Origin of the sequence: Sphingomonas nostoxanthinifaciens, assembly GCF_019930585.1 — a bacterium.
In the GTDB taxonomy this organism is placed as follows: Bacteria; Pseudomonadota; Alphaproteobacteria; order Sphingomonadales; family Sphingomonadaceae; genus Sphingomonas_I; species Sphingomonas_I nostoxanthinifaciens.
Genome location: NZ_CP082839.1, coordinates 3,860,082 through 3,878,563 on the forward strand (window position 1 = coordinate 3,860,082; position 18,482 = coordinate 3,878,563).

Sequence of the window (18,482 nt, forward strand, 5' to 3'; positions counted from 1 at the left end):
GTTGGCGTCGGCCTGATCTCGGCGACGCGTGGCCGGTCCGTCCTGATCCCCGTCATCTCGCGTTGATCCGTAATTGTCATGCCGTGAAAACGCGGCGGTGGCGCGAGAGTTGCGCGCCCGCTTCGGCCATGCTCCACCCAGCCGATGCAAGTTACCGGCGATATCCCGGATCCGGCCGCTCTCGACCGTGCAATCGCCCGCGCGAGCGCCACTTCGCCCTTCCTGCGCGGGTTGATCGTTCGACGCGGCGCAATCGTCGAACGTCTCGCCGCTGATGGCCTGATTTCCACGCTAGCCGAGGCACGTGCGGAAAGCGCGTCCGATTCGGATATTGCGCACGCGCTGCGCCGCGAACGGCAGGCAGTCGCGCTCGCGGTAGCGCTCGCCGATCTTGCCGGTGCGTCGTTCGAGACCGTAACCCACGCGCTCAGCGACTTCGCCGACCATGCACTCGACCGTGCGATCTCCGCCGCCATCGCCGAGCGCACGCCGGGCGAGGCCGCGCGCGGCTTCGTTGCGCTCGCGCTGGGCAAACAGGGCAGCCGCGAGCTCAATTATTCGTCGGACATCGATCCGATCCTGCTGTTCGATCCCGCCACCCTGCCCCGCCGCGCCCGTGACGATCCGGCCGAGGCGGCGGTGCGCATCGCGCGCCGCGTGGTCGCCTTGCTGCAGGAGCGCACCGCCGACGGCTACGTCCTGCGCGTCGACCTGCGGTTGCGCCCGGCATCGGAGGCGACGCCGCTCGCCGTGCCGCTCGGCCTCGCCATCACCCATTACGAATCGAGCGCGCTGCCGTGGGAGCGCGCCGCCTTCATCCGCGCGCGCGCCGCCGCCGGCGACATCGTCATGGGCGAGAATTTCCTCGCGCATATCCGCCCGTTCGTGTGGCGACGCGCGCTCGATTACGGTGCGATCCGCGAAATGCGCGCGCTTACCGCCCGCATCCGCGATCATCACGCGCAGAGCCAGCGGCCGGGTCCAGGCTACGATCTGAAGCGCGGGCGCGGCGGCATTCGCGAGGTCGAATTCTTCGCGCAGGTCCACCAGCTGATCCACGGTGGGCGCATGCCGTCGATCCGCCTGCCCGCCACGCTCGACGTGCTGCCGGCGCTGGCGCAAGCGGGCTTCGTCGCGCCCGAAGAGGCGTCCTCGCTTGCCGAAGCATATCGCGTGCTGCGCACGATCGAGCATCGGCTGCAGATGATCGACGATCGCCAGACGCATCGCCTGCCCGAGGATCCGCTCGCGCTCGATGCCGTCGCCCGCCTTGCCGATCTCGGCGATGGCGACGCGTTGGTCGCGCGGCTCGCGCCCCACATCGACCGCGTCGGTCGCGCCTATGACGCGCTGGAGCAGGATACGCCGACCGGGCTTCCCCAAGCGACGGAGGGGCTCGACGCGGCGTTGCACGCGAGCGGCTTCCGCGATCCTGCCGCTGCGCGCGTGCGGCTTGCCGATTGGCGCGAGGGCCGCACCCGCACCACGCGGAGCGCGGCGGCGCGCGCGGCGCTCGAGCCGATGCTGCCGGGCCTGATCGCGGCGCTCGGCCGCGCGCCCGATCCCGATGCGGCGCTGGCGCAGCTCGACGAGCTCGTCCGCCGCCTGCCGAGCGCGGTCAACCTGTTCCGCCTGCTGGAGGCGCGCCCGGCGATCGCCGACCAGCTCGTCGCGATCCTTGCGCATGCGCCTGCACTGGCCGAGGAATTGCGCCGGCGCGCAAGCCTGCTCGACGGGCTGATCGACGCCAGCGCGCTCACCCCGCCACCCGACGTCGCAACGCTCTCCGCCGCATTCGCGCAGGCGGGCGCGGGCGGCGACTATCAGGCGATGCTCGACGGCGTGCGCTTCGCGGTCGGCGAGCGGCGCTTCCAGCTCGGGCTGCAATTGATCGCCGGCCACGCCGACCCGCTCGACGTCGGCGCGGGCTATGCACGCGTCGCCGAGGCGGCGGTCGAGACGCTCGCCCAGGCCACAGTCGCCGATTTCGAGCGCGCCAACGGCCGCATACCAGGCGGCGAATTGGTGATCCTCGCGCTCGGCCGGCTCGGCGGGGGCGTGCTGACCCACGCCTCGGACCTCGACCTGATCTACTTGTTCACGGGCGACTTCCTAGCCGAATCGGATGGCGCGCGCCCGATCGGCGCCACCACTTATTTCAATCGGCTCGCCCAGCGCGTCACCGCCGCTCTGTCGGTGCCGACCGCGGCCGGGCCGCTCTATCCGGTTGATACGCGGCTCCGCCCCTCGGGCAATCAGGGGCTGCTCGCCGTCAGCCTAGACAGCTTCGACCGCTATGAGGCGGAGAGCGCGTGGACGTGGGAGCATATGGCGCTGACACGGGCGCGGCCGATCTTCGGCGCGGCGTCGGCGCGCGATGCCGCGCAGGCCGCGATCGATCGCACGCTGACGCGCCGCCACGATCCCGCGACGCTTGCCGCCGACGCGATCAAGATGCGCGGTGACATCGCCACCCACAAGCCGCCCGCCGGCCCGTTCGACGTCAAGTTGATCGACGGCGGGCTGGTCGATGCCGAGTTCGCGGTCCATCTGCTCCAGCTTCGCGACGGCGTCGGGCTCGATCCGCATCTCGGCGTGGCGGCGGCGGCGCTGGAGGCGGCCGGCCTGATCGCGGCGGGCTTTGCCGAGGCGGCGGCCCTGCTCGCGCGCATGCTGGTCACGTTGCGCCTCGTCTCGCCGACATCGCAGGTGCCGGCCGAGCCATCGCGGGCGCTGGTGGCGCAGGCGAGCGGTGCGCGCGACTGGGCCGATCTGCTCGCCCGCTACGACGCCGCCCGCGCATTGATTCACGGGGAGTGGCGCCGCGTCGCCGGATTGGGCTAGGCAGCGGCCGAACTCGGAGACCGACGATGCTGAACGAAGGCGACCCCGCCCCCGACGTGACCCTGCAGATGATGGACGGCAGCATGGTGCCGCTGTCGACGCTCCAGCGGCCGCTGGTGGTCTATTTCTACCCCAAGGACGACACGTCGGGCTGCACGGCCGAGGCCAAGGATTTCTCCGCACTCGCCGCCGCGTTCGCGGCCGAAGGCGTCGCGCTGATCGGGATCAGCCGTAATTCGCCCAAGGACCATGCCAAGTTCACCGCCAAGTACGAACTGACCGTCCCGCTAGCCACCGATGCCGACGGCTCGGTCACCGAGGCATTCGGCGTGTGGATCCAGAAGAGCATGTACGGCCGCAAATATATGGGCATCGAGCGCGCGACCTTCCTGCTCGACGCCGATGGCAATATCGCGAAAGCGTGGCGCAAGGTGTCGGTGCCCGGTCATGCCGCCGAGGTGCTCGACGCCGCCCGCGCGCTGAAGGGCAACACGCCATCCTGAGCCTTGGCGCGGCGGCGTGCGCCGCGCTCTCCACACCCGATCCGGCCGCCAAGGTGAAGGCGGCACGCGCCGTCGCGCGCGACTGGCGATGCGGGCGGCTCGACTGGCGCTTCGACGCCGCCCCGCCCGATCGCCCGCCGCGCGGCGAACATCCGCTGCTGCTCCCGCCGGGCCGGATGCCGCGCCGCGGCCGTGGCGGCACGCTCGCCAGCCGCATCGCCTTGCTCCACGCGCTCGCGCACATCGAATATGTCGCGATCGATCTGGCGCTCGACATGGTCGCGCGCTTCGGCGCAGGCTTCCCGCACGCCTTCGCCGACGACTGGATGAAAGTCGCCGCCGACGAGGCGATGCACTTCGCCATCCTCGACCGGCGCCTGCGCGCGCTCGGCAGCCATTACGGCGCGCTGCCGGCGCATGACGGGTTGTGGGATGCCGCCGCCGCGACCGCGCACGATCCCGCTGCGCGGCTCGCGGTCGTGCCGATGGTGCTGGAGGCGCGCGGCCTCGACGCGACCCCGCCGACGATCGCGCGATTCGAAGCTGCGGGCGACGCGCCCTCGGCCCGCCTGCTGCGGCGTATCCTGGCCGATGAGGTGGCCCATGTCGCCACCGGCGTGCGGTGGTTTCGTTGCATCTGCGAAATCCGTTCCGAATCGGCACCGACCGCATGGAAGCGGCTTGTCGAAAGCTATTTTTCAGGAGTGTTGCGGCCGCCTTTCAACGACTCGGCGCGTGCGGCTGCCGGTCTGACCTGCGAATTCTATGCGGCGGTTGCGCAGGGCTACGCCGGTGCGCCAGAAAAGTTCCCGTCGTCGCGGGAGGGGCAATTCCGGTGACACGCTGAACTCGAGGATCGCGCGGCGTCCGCATGGATGCCGCGACGGGCCTTCGCATCGCCGGAGCAAGAATGACCATCCGTTCGATTTTCACGCTTGGCCTTGCTGCCGTTGCCGCAATCACCGCCGTCGCCCAGCCCACCGTCGCTTCACCTATCGCCGCACCGCAGAAGGGCGATCATATCGCCGCGACGCCCGACGCGCCGGTCGTCAATGCCGACGAGGATGGCCGCTTCCATTCGCTGTTCATGACCTGGAAGCGGCTCGACACCGTCCAGACGCCGGGCGCGATGGCCGTGCCCTCGTCCAAGCCGCTGACCGCCGCCACCTTCACTTCCTCGTTCGGCGTCCGCTCCGATCCGTTCCGCGGATCGGCGGCGATGCATGCCGGGATCGATCTGTCAGCACCGCTCGGCACGCCGGTCTACGCCACCGCCGACGGCATGATCGATCGCGCCGAATGGTCGGGCGGCTACGGCAACATGGTCGAGGTCGACCATGGCAAGGGGCTGCAGACGCGCTTCGGCCACCTGTCGCGCATCCTCGTCCATCCGGGCGAGAAGGTGACGCGCGGCATGCTGATCGGGCTGGTCGGCTCGACCGGGCGCTCGACCGGCAACCATCTCCATTACGAGGTCCGGATCGACGGCCACGCGGTCAACCCGATCCCGTTCCTCCAGTCGGCCGACTATGTGACGGCGATGGAGGCCCGTTCCAGCGCGATCGCGATGGGCGGCCCCGACGATGCGAACGACGACGTCAACGACGAGTGATCCATTGCCGCGCGCGCGGCGACACCCTATCTCGCGGGCATGAGCGAAGCCGCCACGATCGACCTGACCAGCGCCGCCGCCGCCCGCGTGGCGACGATCGCGGCCAAGCAGGCCAAGCCCGCCATCCTGCGCCTCGCGGTCGAAGGCGGCGGCTGTGCCGGCTTCCAGTATAAATTCGATCTCGCCGACGATGTCGCCAGCGAGGATGCGGTTGCGGAGCGCGACGGCGTGCGGCTGGTGGTCGACCCGGTCAGCCTCGACCTTGTGCGCGGCTGCGCGGTCGACTTCGTCCAGTCGCTCGGCGGGGCCGCATTCCGTGTTGAAAATCCCAATGCCGCCTCGGGTTGCGGCTGCGGCACCAGCTTCTCGATCTAGGCGGAACCGCCTCCCTTCCCTGCTTGCAACAGCATGGAAAATCGCTATAGGCCCACGTCTTCCCGACGCGCCGAGCCGCAGGCCGAAGACCCCTTTTGGGGCAGGTCGATGGCGAAGCGTGTGCTCGTCGTTCGTGATAGATTGGAACAGGTGCCGAGATGGCCGTCCCTAAAAGAAAGACCTCGCCGTCGCGGCGGAACATGCGCCGTAGCCACCATGCGCTGACGGTCGACGCCTTCCAGGAATGCCCGAATTGTGGCGAGCTGAAGCGTCCGCACAATCTGTGCGGCCACTGCGGTCACTATAACGGTCGCGAGATCCTGCCGGCCGGCAACTGAAGTCCAGGGAATGCAGAGTGTGGGGCCGCATCTCGCGATCGATGCGATGGGCGGCGACGGTGGGCTCGCCATTGCCGTATCCGGCGTGGCGCTGGCGCTGAAGGCCGACCCCACGCTGCGTTTCACGCTGTTCGGTGACGAGGCCGCGCTCAAGGCCGAGTGCGCCCGCCACCTGAAGCCCGGCCAGCCGGTGACGATCGTCCATTCGGCCGAGACGATCAGCGGCGAGGCCAAGCCCAGCCAGGCGATTCGCCGCGCCAAGACCAGCTCGATGGGCATGGCGATCGCGCTGGTGAAGGCCGGCGACGCGGATGCCGCGGTCTCCGCCGGCAATACCGGCGCGCTGATGGCGATGGCCAAGCTCGCGCTCCGCACCATTCCGGGAATCGACCGCCCCGCGCTGGCGGCGTTGCTGCCGACGCTCGGACGCCACGATCTCGTGATGCTCGATCTCGGCGCAAATACCGAGTGCGACGCCGGCAACCTGTTCGAGTTCGCGGTGATGGGTGCGGCCTATGCGCGCATCCTCCACGATACCGACGAGCCGCTGGTGCGGCTGCTCAACATCGGCACCGAGGAGCTGAAGGGCACCGACGCGTTGCGCGAAGCCGCCGCGATGCTCCGCGCGGCCGATCACCTGCCGCTGCGATTCGACGGCTTTATCGAGGCGAATGCGCTCGGGCGCGGCGAGGCCGACGTGATCGTGTCCGACGGCTTCTCCGGCAACATCGCGCTCAAGACCGCCGAGGGCACGGCGCGGTTCATCGCCGACCTGATTCGCCGCGCCTTCACCAGCTCGCTCCGCTCGAAGTTCGGCTTCCTGCTCTCGCGTCCCGCGATCACCCTGCTGCGCCAGGGGCTCGATCCCAGCACGCGCAACGGCGCGGTCTTTCTCGGGCTCAACGGCACGGTGGTGAAAAGCCATGGCGGCACCACCGCCGAGGGGTTCGCCAATGCCGTCGGCGTCGCCGCCAAGCTGGTCCGCGGGCGGATCGTCCATCGCATCGCCGAGGATCTCGCCGCGATCCGGGCGCCTGCGACCGGGGTGGAGGCGTGACGCGTCGCGCGATCATCGCCGGCACCGGATCGGCCTTGCCCGAGCGGCGCGTGACCAATGACGAACTGGCGCAGACGGTCGACACGTCGGATGCGTGGATCACCGAACGCACCGGCATCCGCGCGCGCCATATCGCCGGCGAGGGCGAGACCACCGCGACGCTCGGTGCCGACGCGGCACGACGCGCGCTGGACGCGGCGGGGATCGACGCGAGCGCGGTCGACCTGATCGTGCTCGCCACCGCCACGCCCGACCAGACCTTCCCCGCCAGCGCCACCAAGATTCAGGCCGCGCTCGGCATCACCGATTGCGTCGCGTTCGATCTGGCGGCGGTCTGCTCGGGCTTCCTCTACGCGCTGTCGGTCGCCGACAGCATGATTCGCGCTGGCGGCGCCACCACCGCGCTGGTGATCGGCGCCGAGACGTTCAGCCGCATCCTCGACTGGGAGGATCGCGCCACCTGCGTGCTGTTCGGCGACGGCGCGGGTGCCGTCGTCCTGCAGGCTGAGGAGGACAGCGCGCGCGGCATCCTCTCCAGCGCGCTCCATGCCGACGGGCGCTATAATCAGCTGCTCTATGTCGACGGCGGCCCCTCCACCACGGGCACGGTCGGCAAGCTTCGCATGCGCGGGCAGGAGGTGTTCCGCCACGCGGTCACGAATCTGGCGGCGGTACTGGCGGAAGCGCTCGCCAAGGCCGGCGTCGACGTCGGCGACGTCGACTGGGTCGTGCCGCATCAGGCGAATCGCCGCATTCTGGACGCGACCGCGCGCAAGCTCGGCCTGCCTGCCGCGCGGATGGTCATCACCGTCGACGAGCATGCGAATACGTCGGCGGCCTCGGTTCCGCTCGCGCTCGACGTCGCGGTACGCGACGGCCGCATCCGCCGCGGCGACCTGATCGTGTTCGAGGCGATGGGCGGCGGCTTCACGTGGGGCGCCGCCGTAGCAAGATATTGATCTGTGTTAGGAAGAGGCTTGTAGCGCTTCCTTCCGCGCGTTACGAATGGCAATGAACTCTCGGCTTTGGGGGGAACTATGGCCGAATCGGGCACGTTGACGCGAGCGGATCTTTCGGAGAAACTTCATGGGCGCATCGGGCTGCCACGCTCGCAGTGCGCCGCCTTGGTGGAGCAGGTGATCGCACATATGTGCCATGCGCTCGCCGACGGCGAGAACGTCAAGATTTCGGGCTTCGGCACGTTCGTTCTGCGCGACAAGGCAGAACGCATCGGCCGCAATCCCAAATCGGGTATCGAGGTGCCGATCGCGCCGCGCCGGGTGCTGACCTTCCGCGCGAGCCAGACGTTGCGTGACCGCATCGTCGAAGCCGACTGAGAAAGAGAAAGCGCACGTGGGATCAAAAGCTGCGGGCGCATTTCTCACCATCGGCGAAGTCGCGGCGGAGCTTGGCGTGCCGCAGCATATCCTGCGCTATTGGGAGACGCGTTTCCCGCAGCTCCGTCCGCTCCAGCGCGCCGGCAACCGCCGTTACTATCGACCAGACGACGTGGCACTCGCCCGCCGCATCGACCGGTTGCTCAACCATGAGGGCTACACCGTCCGCGGCGTCCAGCAATTGCTGGAGCGCGAGCCTGCGACTGCGGCCGAGCCGTCCGGCCCGTCCGCATCCGCGGTCGCGCCGCTGGCCGAGCTGCAGGCGATCCGTGACGCGCTCGCCTCCGCGCTGATCGACGACGCGCGCATCACACTCTAGGCGCGGCCACGCTTCGCCCGCCGGCGACGGCGTGCGTCAGAGATAGCTTGGCAGGTCCGCCGGCTCGATCAGCACCTCGCGGCGGCCGACATGATCGGGGGTCGAGATGATCCCCTGCTTCTCCATCCGTTCGATCAGCCGCGCCGCGCCATTATAGCCGACGCGGAGCTGGCGCTGGAGCCACGAGGTCGAGGCCTTCCGATTCTCGACCACGAGCTGGACGGCGCGGCGATAGGTCTGCGTCTCGGGATCGTCGGGGCCCGACGGCGCGCCCTCGATCTCGTAGCTGCCCTCCAACGGCTCCTCGGTCACCGCCGTCACATAATCCGGCTGGCGCTGCGCCTTCCAATGCTCCGCGACCGCGCGCACCTCGTCGTCCGACACGAACGGGCCGTGGACGCGCACGATCTGCTTGCCGCCCGCGACGTAGAGCATGTCGCCCTTGCCGAGCAGCTGCTCCGCCCCCTGCTCGTTGAGGATCGTGCGCGAATCGATCTTGGACGCGACCTGGAAACTGATCCGCGTCGGCAGATTGGCCTTGATGACGCCGGTGATGACGTCGACCGACGGGCGCTGCGTCGCCATGATGAGGTGGATGCCCGCCGCGCGCGCCTTCTGCGCCAGCCGCTGGATCAGGAATTCGACCTCCTTGCCGGCGGTCATCATCAGATCGGCGAGCTCGTCGACGATCACCACGATCGTCGGCAGCACCTCATATTCCAGCTTCTCTTCTTCGTAGATCGGCTGGCCGGTCTCGGCGTCGTAGCCGGTCTGCACCTTGCGGCCGAGCGGCTGGCCCTTGGCCTTGGCGGTGCGCACCTTGTCGTTGAACGAGGCGAGCGAGCGCACGCCCACCGACGCCATCATGCGATAGCGCTCCTCCATCTGCTCGACCGCCCATTTGAGCGCGCGGATCGCCTTGGGCGGCTCGGTGACGACCGGCGCCAGCAGATGCGGGATGTCGTCATAGATCGACAGTTCGAGCATCTTGGGATCGATCATGATCATGCGGCACTGATCGGGATTGAGCCGATAGAGCAGCGACAGGATCATCGCATTGAGGCCGACCGACTTGCCCGAGCCGGTGGTGCCGGCGACGAGCAGGTGCGGCATCGGCGCGAGATCGGCGATGACCGGATCGCCCGCAATATTCTTGCCGAGGATCAAGGCGAGCGTGCCCGGTCCCTGATTCTCGAACCCGTCGCTCGCGACCAGTTCGGACAGCACGACGCTCTCGCGCCTTTGATTGGGCAATTCGATGCCGATCACGGTGCGGCCGGGAATGGTCGCGACGCGCGCCGACAGCGCCGACATGTTGCGCGCGATATCGTCGGAAAGCGCGACGACGCGGCTCGCCTTGATGCCGGGCGCGGGCTCGAGCTCGTACATCGTCACGACCGGGCCGGGGCGGACCTGGGTCACGCGGCCCTTCACGTGGAAATCCTCGAGCACCGTCTCGAGCAAACGGGCGTTCCGCTCCAGCGCGGCATTGTCGAGCTTCTGCACCGGCGCATCGGGGATCGGGCTCAGCAGATCGAGCGACGGCAGTTCCCACGAATCGCCGAGCGCCAGCTTCGCCTGCCGCTCGCGCTGGCTGCGCGCGGCGGCGACGGCGGGCGCCGGACGCGATGGCTCGGTGATGGTCGGGGGCGGCGCGGGCGCGTCCTCCTCGTCGAGCTCGGGCACCGCCGCCAGCCGCTCGCGCGGCGCGCGCGTCGGCGCTTCGCGCACCGGCGCGGGTGCGACGGCCACGGCCTCATCCTCATCGTCCCACTCGGCGTCACGGCGGCGGAACAGCAAGGCGCGCTCGTCGGCATCGAGGCCGAGCGACAGGAACGCCGCAGCGAGCCCGAGCACCATGAACAATACGATCGCGCCGAGGCGCAGGCCGACCGCCCAGCCCGGCATCGGCAACCGCGCGAGCCCGGCGTCGATCGCGGTCGCACCGCCGAAGCCGAAGGCCCCGCCCAGCCCCGCGGGCAGCGCGCCGATCGATCCGCCGCGCAGCAGCGCCAGCGCGACGCCGCACAGCACCATCGCCAGCATCGTGATCGGCAGCGCGCGGATCCACTTGCCGGGCGCGCCGCCGCGCCACAGGCGCAGCGCCACCACCACCGGCGGCGGCACCAGCAGGACCGCGGGCAGACCGAACAGGCTGAGCAGCAGATCCGCCGTCCACGCGCCGGCCCAGCCGAGCACGTTGCCGATCGGGCCGCCGGCAGCGGTGTTGAGCGCCGCGTCGTAGCGCGAATAGCTCGCCAGCGCGAAACCCAGCATCAGCGAAAGCGCGAGGAAAGCGAGCGCCGCCGCCATTGCCCCGCCGCGCGCGCCGACGCGCCGCACATGCTGGCCCCACTCCGATCGACCGGCGCCCGTCCCGCTTGCGATGCGCGTTGCCATCACCGCTCCCCGAAAATCAGCCTGCCTATGTACCGCAAATGTTCTCGCCCGTCAAGGTCGGGCTCAGTGACGGAAATGCCGCATTCCGGTCAGCACCATCGCCAGTCCAGCCTTGTCGGCGGCGGCGATCACCTCGGCGTCGCGCATCGATCCGCCGGGCTGGATGACCGCGGTCGCGCCCGCCTCGACCGCCGCCAGCAGCCCGTCGGCGAAGGGGAAGAAGGCGTCGGAGGCGACCGCCGAGCCGATCGTGCGCGGCTCGGCCCAGCCGGCCTTCTCGGCGGCGTCGCGCGCCTTCCACGCGGCGATACGCGCGCTTTCCAGCCGGTTCATCTGGCCCGCGCCGACCCCGGCGGTGGCGCCGTCCTTGGCGTAGACGATCGCGTTCGACTTGACGTGCTTGGCGACAGTCCATGCGAACAGACAATCGGCCAGTTCCCGCTCGGTCGGCGCGCGCTTGGTGGCGACGGTCAGGTCACCACGGCCGACATGGCCGTTGTCGCGCGACTGGACGAGCATGCCGCCCGCAATGCTCTTCAGCATCAGGCCGGGCCGCGCCGGATCGGGCAATTCGCCGGTCAGCATCAGGCGCAGATTCTTCTTGCGCGCGAACACCGCGCGCGCGTCGGCATCGGCGTCGGGGGCGGCCACCACCTCGGTGAAGATGCCGCTGATCGCCTCGGCGGTCGGCCCGTCGAGCGGCCGGTTGACCGCGATGATCCCCCCGAAGGCCGAGACGCTGTCGCAGGCGAGCGCCGCCTTGTACGCTTCGATCAAAGTGTCGGCCGAGGCGACGCCGCACGGATTGGCGTGCTTGACGATCACCACCGTCGGCGGCCCGTCGCGAAACTCGCTCACCAGCTCCAGCGCGGCGTCGGCGTCGTTATAATTGTTGTAGCTCAGCTCCTTGCCCTGCACCTGTTCGGCCTGGGCGATGCCGCGCGCGCCCGGCGCGGTCGGCAGGTAGAGCGCCGCCGACTGGTGCGGATTCTCGCCATAGCGCAGCGCCGTCGCGCGGCGGAGCGGCACCGACAGGCTCTCGGGGAAGGTTTCGCCTTGATCGGCGAAGGCGAACCACGATCCGATCGCGGCGTCATAGGCGGCGGTCGCGGCGAAGGCCTTGGCCGCGAGCCGCCTGCGCTGGTCGAGCGTCGTGCTCGCCTCCGCCACCAGCGCATAATCGGCAGGATCGGTGACGATCGCGACGAAGGCGTGGTTCTTGGCGGCCGAACGCACCATCGACGGGCCACCGATATCGATATTCTCGATGATCTCGTCGCGCGCCGCGCCCTTCGCCACGGTCTGCGCGAACGGGTAGAGATTGACCACGACGAGGTCGATCGCGCCGATCCCGTGCGCCTCCATCGCCGCGACATGCGCGGGGTCGTCGCGCACCGCCAGCAGGCCACCATGCACCGTCGGATGGAGCGTCTTGACGCGGCCGTCCATCATCTCGGGAAAGCCGGTCAGGTCGGACACGTCCTTCACCTCAAGCCCCGCATCGCGCAGCGCCTTGGCGGTGCCCCCGGTCGAGACCAGCTCGACCCCCTTGGCGGCGAGCGCGCGGCCGAGGTCAGCCAGCCCGGTCTTGTCGGAAACGGAGAGGATGGCGCGGCGGATGGCGATGTCGGTCATGCGCGCGCCCATGCGCGATCATGCGCCGAAGCGCCAGAGCCGATCGACGTGCGGAGGGGTCGCCCGGCCCGCTCGTGCCGAGGGCAAGTGGCCGGCGTTACCGCCCCAGCAGCGTCCGCGCCTGCGCCGCCACCTGCGCCAGCATCGCCGCGCTGGGCGCGGGCGACTGGCGGGCGCGGTCGATCAGGCGCTCGAACTGCGCGACGCGCAGCGCGTGCTCCGCCAGCCACTGCTCGACATAAGCGAGCGGATCGCCCGCGGCCCGCGCGAGGAAGGCGAGGCGCAATTGCTCGAAATCGCGCGCGAGCCCGGCGGCGAGCAATCGCTCCCACGGATCGGTCGGCACGAAGCGCAGCGCCGCCGCCTTGGCCCAGTCGAGCCCGAGCGCCTCGCCCAGCCGCACATAGGCCTGCGTCACCGCGACCTCGTCCGCCCCGGCGCGATGCGCGAGCGCGGCGGTGCCGACCGCGCCGTCGAGCGCGTGGAGCGTGACGAGGCGATCGACGATCTCCGCCGGCGCGTCGCTTGCGCCGATCCGCGCGCGCAACTGCGTGAGCTGCCAGCGTGCCTCCTGACGCAGCAGATCGTCGAGGCCATTCTCCAACCGCGCGAGGCCGGGCGCGAGCGCCTCGGCCAATGCACCCGGCGCGAGATCGTCGGGTGCGGCGTGCAGCAGGTCCGCGACATGCAGCCGCGCGCCCTCGCCCGCCGCGGCGAGCAGCATCAGCCGCGTCGGCTCGGGCAGCGAGATGCTTTCGATCGCCTCGAACAATCCCTCCAGCTTGAAGATCGCGTCCGCCGCGAAATAGGCGCTGGCGACCTGGGCGAGGCTCGCGCCCTCCTCTTCCGCCAGCTCGAACGGGGCGACGAGCCCCAGCCGGTTGACGACGCGGTTGGCGATCTTGGTGGCGATGATCTCGGGCCGCAGCCGGTGGGCATCGATCGCGGCAGCGAACCGCTCGCGCATCGCCGTCGGGAAAGCGGCATGGAGCAAAGGCATGAACAGCGGATCGGCGGCAAGCGCGCTCGCCTCGACCGCCGCCTGCAGCGCGAGCTTGCCGTGGCTCAGGATGATCGCCAGCTCGGGCCGGGTGAGGCCGCGATCCTCGGTCGCGCGGCGGAGCAATGCCGGATTGGGCTCGATGCCGTCGACCGTGCGGTCGATGCGGCCGGCATCCTCCAGCAGCTCGATCACGCGGATCTGCGCCGGCAGCGCCCCCGCCCCGCCCGCCTCGGCCAGCGACAGGCCCAGCGTCTGTAGCCGGTTATCCTCCAGCACGATCGACGCGACATCGTCGGTCATCGTGCCGAGGAAGAGATTGCGCTCCTCGAAGCCGATCCGGCCCTCCATCATCTCGCGGTTGAGCGCGATCTTGATGTTGACCTCGTTGTCCGAGCAGTCGACGCCCGCCGAATTGTCGATGAAGTCGGTGTTGATGCGGCCGCCCTTCGTGGCGAACTCGATGCGCCCGGCCTGGGTCACGCCCAAATTCGCGCCTTCGCCGATCACGCGCGCACGCACCTGCAGGCCATCGACGCGGTGTGCATCGTTGGCGACGTCGCCCACCTGCGAATTGGTCTCGCCCGCCGCCTTCACATAGGTGCCGATGCCGCCGAACCACAGCAGGTCGACCGGCGCCCTGACGATCGCCGCGACGAGCGACGAGGGATCGAGCTCGGTCGCCGTGACGCCCAGCGCCGCACGCACCTCGGCCGACAGCGGGATCACCTTCTGCGTGCGCGGGAACACGCCGCCGCCGGGCGAGATCAGCGCCGGATCATAATCCGCCCACGACGAGCGCGGCAGCGCGAACATGCGCGCGCGCTCCTCGAAGCTGCGCGCCGGATCGGGCGTGGGGTCGAAGAAGATGTGGCGGTGGTCGAAGGCCGCAACCAGCCGCAGCGTGCGCGACAGCAGCATGCCGTTGCCGAACACGTCGCCCGACATGTCGCCGCAGCCGACCACCGTGACGGGATCGGCCTGCACGTCGACCCCCATCTCGCGGAAGTGGCGCTGGACCGACACCCACGCGCCGCGCGCGGTGATGCCCATCGCCTTGTGATCGTAGCCGTGGCTGCCGCCGCTGGCGAAGGCGTCGCCCAGCCAGAAGCCGCGCTCGACCGCGATCGCATTGGCGACATCGGAGAAGGTGGCGGTGCCCTTGTCGGCGGCGACGACGAAATAGGGATCGTCGCCGTCGGGCGCGCGCACGCCGTCCGGATGCACCACCGCGCCCTCGACCAGATTGTCCGTGACCGACAGCAATGCGCGGATGAAGATGCGATAGCTCTCGGTGCCCTCGGCCAGCCAGGCGTCGCGATTGGCGGGCGGCGGCAATTGCTTGGGATAGAAGCCGCCCTTTGCGCCGGTCGGCACGATCACGGCATTCTTCACCACCTGCGCCTTCATCAGGCCCAGCACCTCGGTGCGGAAATCGTCGCGCCGGTCGGACCAGCGCAGGCCACCGCGCGCGATCGGGCCGCCGCGCAGGTGGATGCCCTCGACGCGCGGGCTGTAGATCCAGATTTCGCGCCACGGCAGCGGCTTGGGCAGGCCCGGCACCTCGGCGCTGTCGAGCTTGAACGCCAGTGCCTCGTCCGCCGCCGGGGCGAAGGCGTTGGTGCGCAGGATCGCGCGGACCAATGCCGCCAGCCGGCGCAGGATGCGATCATCCTCGATCGAGGCGACCTGCCCCAGCGCCGTCGCCAACGCCTGCTCGGCGGCATCCTCGTCGCCGCCGTCGGGCCCATGCCGCGCCGTGAACAAAGCGATCAACGCGCCGGCGACGTCGGGGGCATTGCGCAGCGCATCGGCAACGGTGGCGAGGCCATAGGGGAAGCCGGTCTGGCGCAGATAGCGGAACCACGCGCGCAGCAGCACCACCGCGCCCGGATCGAGCCCCGCATCGACGATCAGCGCGTTGAAGGCGTCATTCTCGGCCTGCCCCGCCAGCACCGCCGCGATCGCCGCCTCGGCCACGTCGGCGCGGGCGAGCACCGCCTCCGCCGCCTCGGCGCTGTCGGCCTGCAGCACGAATTCGTGGAGATAGCCGCGACCGCCGTCGAGCGGGGTCGGCATCTCCTGCAGGGCGCGAAAACCGAAATGCTCGAACACCGGCACCGCTTCGGACAGCGGGATCAGCGCGCCGAGGCGATAAGTCTTCAGCCGCAGCCGTTCGCCGGTATCGTCGGCCGCGCGATAGAGCCGCACCGCGCGCTGTGCCGGATCGCCGAGCCCGGCGAGGCGGGCGACATCCGCCGCCGCCTCGGCCGCATCGGCATGCGCGCGATAGGCGACCGGAAAGGCCTCGGCCCATTCGAGCGCGAGCCGCGCGGCGCGATGCGGCGCCACCAGCTCGCCCAGCGCCGCCTCGACGCCGGGCGCCCAGCCGCGCAGCATCGCTTCCAGCTGGCGATCGAGCGCGGCGGCGTCGGGCAGTACCGCCGCCGGCGGCAGATCGAGCGTATAGCGGATCAGCGCGGTATCGCCCTCGCCCAGGTCGAGCGTCCAGTTCGAGACGGTCGCGCCGGCAGCACCCTCCAGCATCGTCCGGATCGCCTCGCGCCGGGCGACCGAGAATTGATCACGCGGCACCCACACGAACACGAACAGGTGGCGCAGCAGCGGGCCGGGCGCGAGCAGCAGCTTGGGGCGTGGGCGGTCGGCGAGGCTCATCGCCGTCAGCGCCAATTCCTCCAGCACCGGCGGCTCGAAGCTCACCATCAGATCGTGCGGCAACGCCGACAGTGCGTGGCGCAGCGCCTTGCCGGCATGCGCGGTGGGATCGAAGCCGTATTTCTCCTCGATCGCCGCGAGCCGCGCGCGCAGCACCGGCACCTTGTCCGACGGCGCACGCAGCGCGGCGCTGGTCCACAGCCCGGCGACGATCGACAGGCCCTCGACCCGGCCTTCGCGACGCATCGGCACGACCAGCAGGTCGAGCGGCGCGCGGCGGTGGACGGTCGCGACGCGATCGCTCTTCAGCACCAGCGGCGCCGGGCCGCCTTCCTCGAACCAGCGCAACGCCGCCTCGCGCACCCCGTCGAGCCACAAGGCAGGCCCCGGCCGGCCGACCATGCCGATCGCGCCGGTCAGCGTGCCGTCGCGCGCCACGCTGCCGGCGCCCAACAGGGTGAAGTGGCGCTCGAGGAACCAGCGCAGCAGCGCCGCCCCCTCGCCATCGGGCAGGCCGGTCGCCAGATCGCGCAGCGCCTGCTGCAACGCAGGCCAGCCCTCCACCGCCGCGCGCACGTCGGCCAGCACGTCGGCCAGTTCGGCCTCGACCTCGCGCCGCTCGCGCGCGTCGATGCGGTCGATCTCCAGATAGATCATCGATTCGCGCCGCTCGCCGCTGGCGCCGTTGGGCAGCAGCGCGGTCAGCGCTCCCGACGCGTCGCGTCGCACGCACAAGACGGGATGAAGCAGGCGATGGATGGCGATGCCGCGCGCCGCCAGCGCGACCGCCACCGAATCGACCAGGAACGGCATGTCGTCATTGACCACCGCCAGCCGCAGCCGCCGCTGCACGCCGTCGCCACCGATCGAGGCGAGGCCGATCGCGGCGGTGCCCGGCTGGCGCTGCGCGGCGATGCCCGCGACGAATGCCGCCGCGGCGTCGCGCGCGGTCGCGTCCATATCCAGCGTCTCGCCGGGCAGCGCACCCTCGGCCAGCGCGGCGGCGATCAACCGGAGGCCCGCGGCCTGCTGGGTTTCGCTGTCCATCTCGTCTCTCCCGCTGCCGGTAACCGATCTGGCGGCGGCCTATGCGCCGGGAGGCCGGCGGCGACAAGCTGGGATCAGGCGGCGCGGACGCTTTGCCGCGGCACGGCGGCGACGACCGGAGCCAATGGCTTGAGGGTGATACCGTCGTCGAACGCCGGCGACGGCAAGGGAGCACGGCCGCGCGCGACCCGGCGCGCCAGTCGTTCGGCGGTGGCGATGCCGTCGAGACCATCGACGTGCTGGTCGAGCAAGCGCGTGAGGCCGCCACGTCCCAGCTTGAGCCGCAGGCCGTAGGCGAGCGCCGCAATGTACGCAGCGCGCGCGGGCCGGGCGATGCTCTGCCCGCCGAAGGTCAGCGCGACGATCCGCGCCGGGGTGGCGTGATCGCCCCCCGTCAGGCCGGCGAAAGCGGTAGGCTGGGCGCGCGCCACGAGCAGCAGGTCGAACGCGGCGCCGAGCGCGGCGTGCAGCGCAGTCGTGCCGCCGGTGTGATCGCCCGCCGCCAGCGCCGCCCAGGTGCGCGCGCCGGCGAGGAGCTGGTCGAGCGTGGACGGTGCGCGCAGTGGCGCGGCAGGCCGAACGCCCCACGGCGAGACCGGCGCGGCCTCCGGCCGAACGGCGAACGCACTGCTGGCGACCGTCGCGATCTCCGACGTCGGCATTACCACAAGCGCCTTCCACGTGATGACGCCCAGCACCGCGCCGAGTGTACCGTCGGCATGCGCCAGCGGCAGCAGGATCCCGCGGCACACGATCGGCGTGCCCTCATTGCCGGCGCAGCGCGCCTCGAACTGCAGAGGCGTGCGACCGGCGACGATCTCGGGCAGGCGCGCGAGCAGCCGGCCGACGAGCGAATCGGGAGCGGTGATGCCGGTCGAACGCGCGGCGCCGGTCTCGTCGCGGAACGCATCGCCGAGATGGGTGATCGCCGGCGGCCGGCCCTCGCCGCGAAGCCGCAGCAGCACGCCATTGTCGCGCGCACCGGGCCAGCAATCCGGCGCGAAATCGTCGAGCAGCGGCATGGCGCGACCGCGCGCCGCCGTCAGCCAGTGATCGTGGGCCAGAGCGTGCAATCGCCGCTCGCGTCCGAATGCGAAGGCGGGATCGATCCCGCTGCCCGGTTCGCCTTGGCTGGCCTGCCGCATATCTACCCCACTACCCCACATCGAGCACCGGCAGAGGATGCGGCGACGATGGTTGAGGAAAGGTGAAGGGCACGGCGCTTGTCTTGGCCGATATTGGCTGGTAACGGCGCTCGGCGCGGGCCGCCTTAGCTCAG

At 70.6% G+C, this 18,482-nt stretch carries 14 protein-coding genes; 10 read left to right on the forward strand and 4 right to left on the reverse strand.

Annotation, left to right across the window (positions count from 1 at the left end; all coding sequences use genetic code 11):
* Window positions 1-144: 144 nt before the first annotated feature.
* From glnE to K8P63_RS18415, 10 genes are all read left to right on the forward strand, one after another.
* The gene (gene glnE / locus K8P63_RS18370) at window positions 145-2,844 is read left to right on the forward strand and encodes a bifunctional [glutamate--ammonia ligase]-adenylyl-L-tyrosine phosphorylase/[glutamate--ammonia-ligase] adenylyltransferase (RefSeq protein ID WP_223797433.1); all 2,700 of its coding nucleotides are present in this window, start codon (window positions 145-147) and stop codon (window positions 2,842-2,844) included.
* A gap of 26 nt (window positions 2,845-2,870) precedes the next feature.
* The gene (locus tag K8P63_RS18375) at window positions 2,871-3,347 is read left to right on the forward strand and encodes a peroxiredoxin (protein ID WP_223797434.1); all 477 of its coding nucleotides are present in this window, start codon (window positions 2,871-2,873) and stop codon (window positions 3,345-3,347) included.
* Window positions 3,341-4,186, forward strand: coding sequence for a ferritin-like domain-containing protein (locus tag K8P63_RS18380; RefSeq protein WP_223799878.1), 846 nt, complete (start codon window positions 3,341-3,343; stop codon window positions 4,184-4,186). Before K8P63_RS18375 ends, K8P63_RS18380 begins: the two co-directional genes overlap by 7 nt.
* Window positions 4,187-4,257: 71 nt before the next feature.
* On the forward strand, window positions 4,258-4,959 hold the full coding sequence (locus K8P63_RS18385) for a M23 family metallopeptidase (protein WP_223797435.1): 702 nt from the start codon (window positions 4,258-4,260) through the stop codon (window positions 4,957-4,959).
* Window positions 4,960-4,998: 39 nt separating this feature from the next.
* Complete coding sequence (erpA, locus tag K8P63_RS18390) at window positions 4,999-5,334, forward strand: iron-sulfur cluster insertion protein ErpA (RefSeq protein WP_223797436.1); 336 nt, start codon at window positions 4,999-5,001, stop codon at window positions 5,332-5,334.
* Window positions 5,335-5,492: 158 nt separating this feature from the next.
* The gene (rpmF, locus tag K8P63_RS18395) at window positions 5,493-5,672 is read left to right on the forward strand and encodes a 50S ribosomal protein L32 (protein ID WP_223797437.1); all 180 of its coding nucleotides are present in this window, start codon (window positions 5,493-5,495) and stop codon (window positions 5,670-5,672) included.
* 46 nt (window positions 5,673-5,718) lie between these two features.
* A complete protein-coding gene (gene plsX / locus K8P63_RS18400) occupies window positions 5,719-6,729 on the forward strand; it encodes a phosphate acyltransferase PlsX (RefSeq protein ID WP_398288929.1) in 1,011 nt (336 codons plus the stop codon).
* The gene (locus tag K8P63_RS18405; protein WP_223797439.1) at window positions 6,726-7,688 is read left to right on the forward strand and encodes a beta-ketoacyl-ACP synthase III; all 963 of its coding nucleotides are present in this window, start codon (window positions 6,726-6,728) and stop codon (window positions 7,686-7,688) included. The genes plsX and K8P63_RS18405 overlap by 4 nt, the downstream gene beginning before the upstream one ends.
* Before the next feature lie 78 nt (window positions 7,689-7,766).
* Complete coding sequence (locus K8P63_RS18410) at window positions 7,767-8,066, forward strand: integration host factor subunit alpha (RefSeq protein WP_223797440.1); 300 nt, start codon at window positions 7,767-7,769, stop codon at window positions 8,064-8,066.
* A 16-nt stretch (window positions 8,067-8,082) separates the two neighbouring features.
* Window positions 8,083-8,445 (forward strand): MerR family transcriptional regulator, encoded by a 363-nt coding sequence (locus K8P63_RS18415; protein ID WP_223797441.1) that lies wholly within the window; start codon window positions 8,083-8,085, stop codon window positions 8,443-8,445.
* Between the two features lie 36 nt (window positions 8,446-8,481).
* On the opposite strand, the gene K8P63_RS18420 is transcribed toward K8P63_RS18415, so the two are convergent.
* The 4 genes from K8P63_RS18420 to K8P63_RS18435 form a co-directional block, all read right to left on the reverse strand.
* Window positions 8,482-10,845, reverse strand: a complete 2,364-nt coding sequence (locus tag K8P63_RS18420) for an FtsK/SpoIIIE family DNA translocase (protein WP_398287951.1) — start codon at window positions 10,843-10,845, stop codon at window positions 8,482-8,484.
* A gap of 63 nt (window positions 10,846-10,908) precedes the next feature.
* The gene (gene purH, locus K8P63_RS18425) at window positions 10,909-12,480 is read right to left on the reverse strand and encodes a bifunctional phosphoribosylaminoimidazolecarboxamide formyltransferase/IMP cyclohydrolase (RefSeq protein ID WP_223797442.1); all 1,572 of its coding nucleotides are present in this window, start codon (window positions 12,478-12,480) and stop codon (window positions 10,909-10,911) included.
* Window positions 12,481-12,577: 97 nt separating this feature from the next.
* On the reverse strand, window positions 12,578-17,203 hold the full coding sequence (locus K8P63_RS18430; RefSeq protein WP_223797443.1) for an NAD-glutamate dehydrogenase: 4,626 nt from the start codon (window positions 17,201-17,203) through the stop codon (window positions 12,578-12,580).
* Between the two features lie 74 nt (window positions 17,204-17,277).
* Entirely contained in the window at window positions 17,278-18,348 is a 1,071-nt protein-coding gene (locus tag K8P63_RS18435) for a hypothetical protein (protein ID WP_223797444.1), read from the reverse strand.
* Window positions 18,349-18,482 lie beyond the last annotated feature (134 nt).